Consider the following 9,144-nt stretch of genomic DNA (forward strand, 5'->3'; position numbering starts at 1 on the left):
GCCCGGCGCCGACGCCGATCCCCTCGACCGACGGCACCTCGTCGGCGTCGCGCTCGGCGGCGAGCCCGCCGAGGTAGACGGGGAGCACGTCGTTGTCGCCGATCCACTCGGTGAGCCGCTCCGCGAACAGCGGTGCGTCCATGACGTGAACCGGCACGTCGCTCCGGAGCGCGACCAGTTCCTCCTCGTCGTCGATGTACAGCCGGATCGGGGAGTTCACGTCCCGATCCGCGCCGTCGAACACCGTCACCGGCGGGATCCCCTCGCCGCGGACGCTCGCGAACTCCTGCATGTCACGCTCGTCGATCAGGTGGTCGGTGGCGATCTTGCCGACCAGCCCGACGCCGGGCATCCCCTCGATCAGCGTCGCGCCCGTCGGGTCCACCGAGTCGTCGGTCACGCGGATCTCGACCATGGGTCGAACGTGTGGCCGGGCGGTGCAAGTGCGTTGTGGCGGTCGGTGGGGCGGCACGGCTCTCCGCCACCCGAAACTTTTGCAGGGCCGCCCCCGTTCGTGACGGACGCATGACTGGACCACCCGAGGATCCCCCGGAGGCACGGCGACTGGACGACTTCTACGAGATCGCGGTCGACGGGCGGACGGTTCTCCGAGTCGAGGAGATCTCCGAGTTCAAGCAGTCCGCCGTCGACGACGCCGTGATCGCACACGTCCTCTCGGGAGTGGGGGAGGCGATCGCGGAGGATATCGAGGAGGAACACGGCAAGACGCCGGAGGAGGTCATCGAGGCGGCCGAGCCGGAGGTCGCCGAGTTCGATCCGGACGTCGGCGAGTGGGAGTAGCGCCGACCGACAGCGAAGAATTATTGTTCATCGGTTCGTCGGCCCGGGTATGAACGTGGATTCCCAAGAGATCACGGCGCTCGTGGGTCGGGAGGTCTACTCCAACAACGGCGTGTTCGTCGGCGAGGTCGAGGACGTCCGCCTCGATCTCGGCGCCGAACAGGTGACCGGGCTGGCGCTGTCGGGGCTGAACGAGGAGTTGTTCCAGGGCAACGTCGAGGGCGACAAGGGCGTGATGGTTCCCTACCGGTGGGTGCGTGCGGTCGGCGACGTGATCCTCATCAACGACATCATCGAACGCCTGCGCGGTCCCGAAGAGGCAGAGGAGACGCTGGCGTAACTCGTTCCCTTCTCACGGCAGTCACGCGATCGAGTTCGTAAAACGGCGAGCATCCGCGCTCGCGGTTCAGGAGCCGTTCGACGTCTCGCCCTCGACGCCCATCGCCTCGAACAGCTTCCGGCGAACCGCCTCCTCGGCGAGGCTGAGCAGCGTGTCGCGGTTCTCCTCGGTGGTCTCGATCCCGCCGAACACGCCCAGCGGGATCTCGACGCTGGCCTGCGTGGAGTGGCCGGCGGCCTCGCCGATCTCGCCGAAGGCGTCCTGCAGCACCTTGCCGATGTTGAGCCGGATGTCCTTCGAGCGCGCCGAGAGGTAGATGGTGTCCTCGGCGATCCCGAACACCGCGGTGGTGGTGATCCCCTCCAGATTGAGGAGGTGTGAGGCGGCCTGGGTGAGCGCGTCGCGGTCGCGGATGAACCCCGCGTTGGAGATCAGGTGGCTCCCCTGCACCTCGCGGTTCTGGATCGCCTCGGCGAGCACGTCGAGCGTCTCGGGCGACATCGACGGCGACTCGACCTGTTCGAGCGTCTCGTGGTCCGCGAACGGGTAGAGGTACGCCGCAGCGGTGAGGTCCGCGGGCGTCGTGTCCCGTTTGAAGTCGAGCGTCTCCGCGCGGATGCCGTACAGGAGCGCGGTGGCCACCTCCTCCGAGGGGGAGATGTCGAACTCCTGCATGTACTTCGTCAGGATCGTCGACGTCGAGGAGACGTTCGGCCGCACGTCGACGAAGCTGGCGTCGATCTCTTCCTCGGGTTCGTAGTGGTCGATAAACACGTCGATCGGCGCGTCGATCTCCAACTCGCCGCTTTTCATGTGGTCGACCAGCGCGAGCGCGCCGTAGGACTCCAGCGCCGGCGCGTCGTCGCGGTCGGTGAGTTCGATCCCGAGGAGGTTCACGAACGCGCGGTTCTCCTGATGGCCGATGTCGCCGTCGTAGAGGATGTCGGCGTTCACGTCGTAGCTCTCGGCGATCGCCCGCAGTGCGACCGCGCTGGCGATCGAGTCGGGGTCGGGGCTGTGGTGGGTCAGAATCGCGAGGTCGCCGTCGGCGTTGCGGAGAATCTCCGCAAGCTGGCGGGCCTTGTACTCCATCTCGCCGGACTCGAGCGTCCGCAGCGCGGAGTCGGCGATCACCTCGGAGGGGTTGATCACCACGTCGGCACCCAGCTCCCGGAGTTCGTCGCCGCTGACGGGATCGGAGGCGCGGACGACGATGAACTGGTCGTCGTCGCGCTCCCGGATCGCCTTCACTGCAGCCTTGTTGGCCTCCACGTCGGAGGCGAGGATCAGCACCACGTCCCGGTCGGCGACGGCGTCGACGACACCGGGGGTGGCGATGTCCTGCACGACCGCGTTGAGGTCCTGATCCCGCAGCGCCTCGACGCGGTCCTCGTCCTTGTCGAGGATGAGGACGTCCTTCCCCTCGGCGTCGAGCGACTCGGCGACGGCGTGACCGACGCTCCCGCAGCCGAGGATGGCGTACGACGACATCGAGGAGATGCTGACCCCGGTGCTCATGTCTACCCGGGATTTCCGCGGGACGACACTTAAGCTCCACCGTTCGCTTCGGGGCGAAAAGGAAACCCTCTTTATCGGCCCGCCGTGACGTGGTCGTGAGGGCCGGTAGCTCAGTTAGGGAGAGCGACGGACTCTTAATCCGTCGGTCGAGGGTTCAAATCCCTTCCGGCCCGCTTCTCGTGTTTCGAACGAACGTGAGAAACCGAGAGCGTCGCGGAAGGATTTGAACGACGGAGCGAGCGGCCACCGGGAGCGAAGTTCCGGTAGTTCACAATCCCTTCCGGCCCATTGTCTTCGACGACATTTCCTGGCGATCCGATTCGCGTGTACACGAACGTTCTGATCCTTATATAGTGATTTTGACCCTTTCCCCTGGTTCAGAGGTTTAGTTTTGTTGCGTCACCGACGCCAGGTCTGCTATGTATGGCGGTCAGCAGGAGTGAATGGCATGACGTATAACTCAATTTCCGCCCAAACTGGCACGCGTAGAATAGTTATCGCTGGGTGCCCATTAGAATGGAGCCGACGATGAGATGAATCAGACAGCAAATGAATATACGAGCTGTAGCAGTCATTTATGATTAAGTCTGTAACTTGATATTTTATGAATTCTTCTCTGGATCATCTATTAGCAATTCTAATTCAACTTCTCTCCCAATCTCTTTCAACTGATCTTTCGCTTCTTTCGCCCTTTTGATGTCGTTTTGTAGACGGCTAATATCCTCTATAATGCCGTGGTCTGAACTGTGTGCGAGATCATTACGTTTTCTCCTTACTCGACTGAGCTCGCCCTTAAGCCCAGAGTCAATCAGTCCGAGGTGGTACAACATAGCCTCTCGATCATGTTGATTGAGGTTCTGTTCAAGGAATTCTATGGAACCCCTTCCATTCGATCCGAAATCAAACACATAGGCATTGATTATGAGGATGCTTTCCTGTTCAATGAGCGCTGAAGTCGTAATGTAGAACGAAATGAGTTCGCTTGCATCTCCGTCTGATAGCTTGTACAACTCCTCTTTCTCGATTTCATCAAGGTTGTCTCCGATCTTCTCTCGTTCTATAATATCGTCTTCTCCGTACTCCTTCAAACTGTTTTGGAGCCGCTCAAATTGCCGTTCTGATAGGCTATCCAGTTCTTCCTCCCCGTCTTCTGATGATGAAGTCATAGAAATAGTTGACAACTCCTTGTTTGAAAGCTCATAGGATACCGACGGCCGTAGCAAGCCTCAGTACGACAGGTAGGGAATCCTGCTTCGCTCCGAGGCGCGCAGAGCGTCAAGGAGGTTGAGGCGGTGAAAATCCCTTCCGCCCTGTGACATTTTCCCCGCGATCACCGACCGGTCAGCCGTCCCTCAGTACGTCACAATCCTCGATATGTGCACTGGATTCACCTCCGAAAACCGGAATCTCTCCCCTACGGTTATCCCGTTCGTTCCCTAACGGTCTGTCATGCCCTTGCCGTCAGACGCGCTACCGGACTACAACGGCCCGGAAACCCCGGTCCAGCGCTCGGTCACGGTACTCCACGTCGACGACGACGCCGACTTCTGCGATCTGGTGTCGATCTACCTCGAACGCGAGAGCGAGCGCCTGGAGGTGCTCACGGCGGCCGACGTCGACGAGGCGCTCGACACGCTCGACGCCGTCGACGTCGACTGCATCGTCAGCGACTACGAGATGCCCGGGCGGGACGGACTGGAGTTCCTCGAGACGGTCCGGGAGCGGGAACTCGACGTGCCGTTCATCCTGTTCACCGGGAAGGGGAGCGAGGAGATCGCCAGCGACGCCATCTCCGCCGGCGTCACCGACTACCTCCAGAAGGAGCGCGGCACCGACCAGTACGCCGTGCTCGCCCACCGCATCGAGAACGCCGTCGAGCAGCACTACGCGACCCGGGAGGTCGAGCGCGGCTTCTCGGCGATCGAGACCGCCCGCGAGGGGATCGCGTTCCTCGACGAGGAGGGGACGTTCCGCTACGTCAACGCCGCCTACGCCGAACTGTACGGCTACGACCGCGAGGAGATGATCGGCAAGCACTGGGAGATGCTCTACCCGGAGGATCACGTCCAGCAGATCCACGAAGAGATCCTCCCGTCGGTGCCGGAGAACGACCGCTGGAGCGGCGAGAGCGTCCAGCAGCGCAAGAACGGCGACCGGCTGGTCGTCGACCACGCGCTCACCTACACCGACGACGGGACCCTGCTCTGTCTGGTGCAGGACATCACCGAGGAGAAGGAGGTCGAGCGAACGCTCGAACGGGAGCGCCGGCGCTTCGAGCAGTTCATCGACGCCGTCGAGGTGTACGCCATCTTCTCGCTCGACACCGAGGGGTTCGTCACGAGCTGGAACCAGGGCGCCGAGCGGCTCAAGGGGTACGACGGCGAGGAGATCATCGGGCGCCACTTCTCGGTGTTCTACCCCGAGGCGAAAGCCGAGATCGGCTACCCCGACGAACTCCTGGAAACCGCACTGGCCGAGGGGTCGGTGCAGGACGAGGGCTGGCGGGTCCGGAAGGACGGCTCGCGGTTCTGGGCGAGAGTGCTCATCACCGCCGTCTTCGACGACGAGGGGACCCATCAGGGGTTCCTCAAGGTGACCCGGGACACGACCGAACAACACGAACGCGTCCGGTCGCCCGACGCGCCGAAGGACCTGCTCGACTACGCGCTCGACGTGCTGGACGACGTGTTCTACCTGTTCGACCCCGAGGGCAACATCGTCCGGGTCGGCGAGCAGGCGACCATGACCGGCTACAGCCGCGAGGAGCTGCTCTCGATGTCGCCGCTGGAGCTGTTCCCGCCCGAGGTCCGCCCGCGGGTGGAGTCGGACATCGAGCGCGCCCTCGAAACCGGCTCGGCGACGACGGAGGCGCCGATCCTGACCAAGGACGGCGAGACCGTCCCCTTCGAGTTCCGGAAACGGCGGATCGTCGACGAGGAGGGGAACGTCTACGTCGCCGGGATCGGGCGGGACATCCGGGACCGGCGGCGGCGCGAGCGCCGGCTAAAACGACAGTTGGCGCAGTTCGACGAGTTCGCCAGCGTGCTCTCACACGACCTCCGGACGCCGCTGAGCGTCGTCCGGGGACGGCTCGAACTCGCTCGCGACACCGGGGAGACCGAACACCTCGAACAGGCCGAATCGGCGCTGGATCGGCTCGACGAGCTCATCGAGGATCTGGCGAGCGTGATGCGCGAGGGCGAACTCGTGAACGACGTGACCGCGGTGGACCTCGGGGCCGCGAGCCGCTCGGCGTGGGACGCCCTCGAGACCGCCGGGGCGACCCTCGCGGTCGCGACCGAGCGGACCATCCGCGCCGACGAGGGCGCGCTGGCACGCCTGCTCGAGAACCTCCTCAAGAACGCCATCGAGCACGGCGAGGGGACGGTGACCGTCACCGTCGGCGACCTCGAGGACGGGTTCTACGTCGCCGACGACGGTCCCGGCATCCCCGAGTCTGAGCGCGACGACGTGTTCGAGATCGGTACCTCCGTCAAGGAGGGCGAACACGGGGTCGGGCTGGCGAGCGTCAAGCAGTTGGCCGTCGCACACGGCTGGGAGATCTCGGTGAGCGAGAGCGAGGCCGGCGGTGCGCGCTTCGAGATCACCGACGTGGAGTCGGTCTGAGGCTCACTTCCCACGTGTCTCTGCTCGCCACCGCCGAGCCGTGGCCGACGGGTCAGTCGTTCCGCCCTTCCAGCGCGCGCTGCCGGAGCCGCTCACCGCGTTCGCTCCCGGTCGTGAGCTCCGGCACCTCCTGCGGTTTCCCCTCGTCGTCGACGGCGACGAACACGAAGTAGGACTCGGTGGTCTGCTCGCGCTCGCCGGTCCGGGGTGCCTCGCGGTCGGCCTCGAGTTTGACGTGGACGCTCGTGCGGCCCGCCTCGTAGACGTACGCCCGGATCACCGCGGTGTCGCCGACGGGGATCGGGCGCTCGAACGACATCTGGTCGATCGAGGCGGTGACACAGCTCTCGCCCGCGAAGCGCATCGCCGAGAGCGCGCCCACCTCGTCCATCCACTTGGTGACGAACCCCCCGTGGGCAGTCCCGTAGTTGTTGGCGTCGGTCGGCTGGACGCGCTCGCGGTTCTCGATGTACGTGTCGAGCAGGTCGGGCACGGGCGTGCTTGGGCGGGGAGGGTAAAGAGCGTGTGCGCCGCCCCGGGCCGGGAACGCGTCCTTTTTGGCCGGCAAGCGGGAACGACCGGTAATGGCGAAAGTGAGCGTCGGCCTTCGCGGCTGGCGGTTCGACGAGGAAGAAGTGTTCACCGACGACGGGGAGTGGGCGCCGCTTGACGAGATGCCCGACGACGCCCGGAACCGGCTGCTGCGTCTCGGCCTGTTGATGGACCAACCCTGCGACGCCTGCTACCTCGAACACGGCGAGGAGGAGAAGCGACGCGCCAACCCCGCGGAGATCGTCTACGGCGAGCCGGGGGACGAGGTGCTGCTGTGCAACGAGCACGAGCCGGACTTCCTCTACTGGTTCCGCGAGGAGGGCGGCAGCGAACTCGCCGGCGAGGAGACGTTCCGCGACGAGTTCCACGAGTGGTTCGTCGCCGGCAACAGCGCGCCCGAGGGGTACGGTCCCGACGAGCACGTCGAGGAGTCGCCGGGCGAACTGCCGAACCTCCCCACCCCCGAGGAGGCTCAGCACCGGCTGGAACAGTCCGTCGAGTTCGAGGAGAAGCGCTACGACCTGCGCGCGCCCGAGAGCGACGACGAGGAGGGCGGAGAGCTCGACGTGTCGGATCTGGATCTGGACACCGACTACCCCGGCAGCGGATGAGCGAGGGAGAGCCGTCCGACGACGCCGGGACGGAGAGGGAGGCATCCGGCAGCGAGGGAGGGCCTGACATCTCGGTCTGTATCGTCGACGCCCAGACGCCCGGCAACGTCGGCACCATCGCCCGGGCGATGAAGAACTTCGGCGTCGAGGACCTGCTGTTGATCGACCCGCCCGAGATCGAGCCGGACGGCGAGGCGTACGGCTTCGCCGGCCACGCCCGGCAGGACGTGCTCCCCGGCGCCGAGGAGATCACGTTCGACGAGCTCTGTGCGAACTACCACACGGTCGGCTTCACCGCGATCACGGGCGAGGACAGCCGCAAGCACGTCCGGTTCCCCTACAGCACGCCCGAGGACCTCGTCGAGGAGCTTCGAGGCGTCGACGCGCCCGTCGCGCTCGTGTTCGGCCGCGAGGACAAGGGACTCTCTAACGAGGAACTGAGCAGGCTGGATCAGGTCGCCTCGATCCCCGCGAGCGAGGAGTACCCCGTGATGAACCTCGGGCAGTCGGCGACCGTGACCCTGTACGAGCTTCGAACGCTCACGCTCGAGGGAACCCAACTGCCCGACACCGAGCCACACCGCGCAGACCCCGAGGAGATCGAGCGACTGCACGACTACTGGGACGAGTTCCTGACCGCGATGGGCCACCGCGAGCACAAACACGAGAAGACCGAGCGGATGTTCCGGCGGCTGCTGGGTCGGGTGAAGCCGACCGACCGCGAGGTCACCACGCTGCTGGGCGTGCTCCGGCGCGCGACCGACCAACTCGAAGACCGTCGGGAACTGCTCGACGAACTCGACGAGGAAGACCAACTGCGCCGCTGACACCGCCGTATTCTGTTGCCGGTCTGACCACAATCATTTTGTGACAGTGGGCAGACCAGTCACTCATGTCCCCGGTCGAAAACCGAGACGAGTTGGTGAAGAACGCCGGCCTCCTGACGATCGGACTGCTCTTCGGCGGTGCCGCGGCGTACCTCACGCAGATTCCGGCTACCGCCGTGTTCGCCGTGGTGTTCGGCGTGCTGATCGTCAGAGAGTTCTCGTCGGCGTAGCCAGTCGAGGGGTACGCCGGACCCCGCAGTCGAGAACCGCTCGACGCGTACTAATCCGCGTAGTGGACTTCGACGCTACCGTTGTCCGAGAGGTCGCTCTGAACGATGCCCTCCGAGCGCAGCCCGAGCCGCGCCAGCGGGTCGTCGGTGGTCGCGAGCGCGAAGCCGGCCGCGACGAGCAGGAACCCCGCCGCGGTCGTCGTCGTCGGCGCGCGGCCGAGCACCGCCCACGCGACCATCGCCGCGGTCACGGGCTCGAGGTAGGCGACGTAGTTCACCCGAACCGGCCCGATCCGCGAGAGCAGGTCGAAGTAGATCAGGAAGCCGACGACGGCCGCGCCGAACACGAGGTAGAGGAACGGTAGCGCCGACTCGCCGCTGACGACGCCGGCGGGGAACGCCTCGCCGCGGAGGACGGCGCCGCCGACGAGCATCGTCGAGCCGAGCAGCATCGCCCAGCCCTGCAGCGACGCCGCCGGAAGTCCCGAGTCCAGCGCGCGAAGGCCGACCGAGCCGGTCGCGAACAGCGCGACGCCGACGAACACCAGCAGGACGCCCGAGAGCGGCACCGAGCTCCCGCCGGGGTTCGCGATCACGACGACGCCCGCGAGGCCGAACCGGCGGCCGAACGCGTCGAC

12 protein-coding genes and 1 tRNA gene (1 of these 13 cut by a window edge) are annotated in these 9,144 nt (G+C 65.3%); 7 read left to right on the plus strand and 6 right to left on the minus strand.

The annotated features are described in order from the left end of the window. On the minus strand, positions 1-415 hold a 415-nt coding region (locus ACFR9S_RS07690), incomplete at its 3' end, for a proteasome assembly chaperone family protein (RefSeq protein ID WP_379818373.1). 110 nt (positions 416-525) lie between these two features. Between ACFR9S_RS07690 and ACFR9S_RS07695 the strand changes: the two genes are divergently transcribed. Together ACFR9S_RS07695 and ACFR9S_RS07700 are read left to right on the plus strand one after the other, a co-directional pair. After that, positions 526-801, plus strand: coding sequence for a hypothetical protein (locus ACFR9S_RS07695; RefSeq protein ID WP_379731111.1), 276 nt, complete (start codon positions 526-528; stop codon positions 799-801). A gap of 49 nt (positions 802-850) precedes the next feature. Next, positions 851-1,141 carry a PRC-barrel domain-containing protein gene (locus tag ACFR9S_RS07700; RefSeq protein WP_379731110.1) on the plus strand — a complete coding sequence of 97 codons (291 nt, stop codon included), beginning with the start codon at positions 851-853 and terminating at the stop codon, positions 1,139-1,141. Positions 1,142-1,207: 66 nt separating this feature from the next. On the opposite strand, the gene ACFR9S_RS07705 is transcribed toward ACFR9S_RS07700, so the two are convergent. Next, entirely contained in the window at positions 1,208-2,659 is a 1,452-nt protein-coding gene (locus tag ACFR9S_RS07705) for a DHH family phosphoesterase (RefSeq protein ID WP_379731109.1), read from the minus strand. 99 nt (positions 2,660-2,758) lie between these two features. On the opposite strand from ACFR9S_RS07705, the gene ACFR9S_RS07710 reads away from it, so the two are divergent. After that, positions 2,759-2,832 (plus strand) — tRNA-Lys (locus ACFR9S_RS07710). A 429-nt stretch (positions 2,833-3,261) separates the two neighbouring features. On the opposite strand, the gene ACFR9S_RS07715 is transcribed toward ACFR9S_RS07710, so the two are convergent. After that, entirely contained in the window at positions 3,262-3,825 is a 564-nt protein-coding gene (locus ACFR9S_RS07715; RefSeq protein ID WP_379731108.1) for a hypothetical protein, read from the minus strand. A gap of 283 nt (positions 3,826-4,108) precedes the next feature. Here ACFR9S_RS07715 and ACFR9S_RS07720 point away from each other — a divergent pair, with 283 nt between their 5' ends. After that, positions 4,109-6,286, plus strand: coding sequence for a hybrid sensor histidine kinase/response regulator (locus ACFR9S_RS07720; RefSeq protein ID WP_379818374.1), 2,178 nt, complete (start codon positions 4,109-4,111; stop codon positions 6,284-6,286). A 52-nt stretch (positions 6,287-6,338) separates the two neighbouring features. On the opposite strand, the gene ACFR9S_RS07725 is transcribed toward ACFR9S_RS07720, so the two are convergent. Next, positions 6,339-6,779 carry an acyl-CoA thioesterase gene (locus tag ACFR9S_RS07725; RefSeq protein WP_379731106.1) on the minus strand — a complete coding sequence of 147 codons (441 nt, stop codon included), beginning with the start codon at positions 6,777-6,779 and terminating at the stop codon, positions 6,339-6,341. A 91-nt stretch (positions 6,780-6,870) separates the two neighbouring features. Here ACFR9S_RS07725 and ACFR9S_RS07730 point away from each other — a divergent pair, with 91 nt between their 5' ends. The 3 genes from ACFR9S_RS07730 (at position 6,871) to ACFR9S_RS07740 (ending at position 8,506) form a co-directional block, all read left to right on the plus strand. Next, positions 6,871-7,449: a hypothetical protein gene (locus tag ACFR9S_RS07730; RefSeq protein WP_379731105.1), complete on the plus strand. Its 579-nt coding sequence runs from the start codon at positions 6,871-6,873 to the stop codon at positions 7,447-7,449. Further along, on the plus strand, positions 7,446-8,276 hold the full coding sequence (locus ACFR9S_RS07735; RefSeq protein ID WP_379731104.1) for an RNA methyltransferase: 831 nt from the start codon (positions 7,446-7,448) through the stop codon (positions 8,274-8,276). The genes ACFR9S_RS07730 and ACFR9S_RS07735 overlap by 4 nt, the downstream gene beginning before the upstream one ends. Positions 8,277-8,341: 65 nt before the next feature. Then, on the plus strand, positions 8,342-8,506 hold the full coding sequence (locus ACFR9S_RS07740; protein ID WP_379731103.1) for a hypothetical protein: 165 nt from the start codon (positions 8,342-8,344) through the stop codon (positions 8,504-8,506). A gap of 50 nt (positions 8,507-8,556) precedes the next feature. Here ACFR9S_RS07740 and ACFR9S_RS07745 read toward each other — a convergent pair whose 3' ends face one another. Both ACFR9S_RS07745 and ACFR9S_RS07750 read right to left on the minus strand, forming a co-directional pair. Then, positions 8,557-9,102 (minus strand): DMT family transporter, encoded by a 546-nt coding sequence (locus tag ACFR9S_RS07745; RefSeq protein ID WP_379818375.1) that lies wholly within the window; start codon positions 9,100-9,102, stop codon positions 8,557-8,559. Further along, on the minus strand, positions 9,099-9,144 hold the end of the coding sequence (locus ACFR9S_RS07750; protein WP_459077192.1) for an EamA family transporter. 398 nt of this gene lie beyond the right edge of the window; the window shows 46 of its 444 coding nt (coding positions 399-444); its start codon lies beyond the right edge, outside the window; it ends in the stop codon at positions 9,099-9,101. The genes ACFR9S_RS07745 and ACFR9S_RS07750 overlap by 4 nt, the downstream gene beginning before the upstream one ends.

The sequence above is a fragment of the Halolamina salina genome, from assembly GCF_042678005.1.
GTDB lineage: Archaea > Halobacteriota > Halobacteria > Halobacteriales > Haloferacaceae > Halolamina > Halolamina salina.

What these genes read in the sequence shown, in the direction of transcription:
- ACFR9S_RS07740 (WP_379731103.1), top strand. Translation starts at nt 8,342, where the DNA reads ATGTCCCCGGTCGAAAACCGAGACGAGTTGGTGAAGAACGCCGGCCTC.
- ACFR9S_RS07720 (WP_379818374.1), top strand. Translation starts at nt 4,109, where the DNA reads ATGCCCTTGCCGTCAGACGCGCTACCGGACTACAACGGCCCGGAAACC.
- ACFR9S_RS07730 (WP_379731105.1), top strand. Translation starts at nt 6,871, where the DNA reads ATGGCGAAAGTGAGCGTCGGCCTTCGCGGCTGGCGGTTCGACGAGGAA.
- ACFR9S_RS07695 (WP_379731111.1), top strand. Translation starts at nt 526, where the DNA reads ATGACTGGACCACCCGAGGATCCCCCGGAGGCACGGCGACTGGACGAC.
- ACFR9S_RS07735 (WP_379731104.1), top strand. Translation starts at nt 7,446, where the DNA reads ATGAGCGAGGGAGAGCCGTCCGACGACGCCGGGACGGAGAGGGAGGCA.
- ACFR9S_RS07705 (WP_379731109.1), bottom strand. Translation starts at nt 2,659, where the DNA reads ATGAGCACCGGGGTCAGCATCTCCTCGATGTCGTCGTACGCCATCCTC.
- ACFR9S_RS07715 (WP_379731108.1), bottom strand. Translation starts at nt 3,825, where the DNA reads ATGACTTCATCATCAGAAGACGGGGAGGAAGAACTGGATAGCCTATCA.
- ACFR9S_RS07700 (WP_379731110.1), top strand. Translation starts at nt 851, where the DNA reads ATGAACGTGGATTCCCAAGAGATCACGGCGCTCGTGGGTCGGGAGGTC.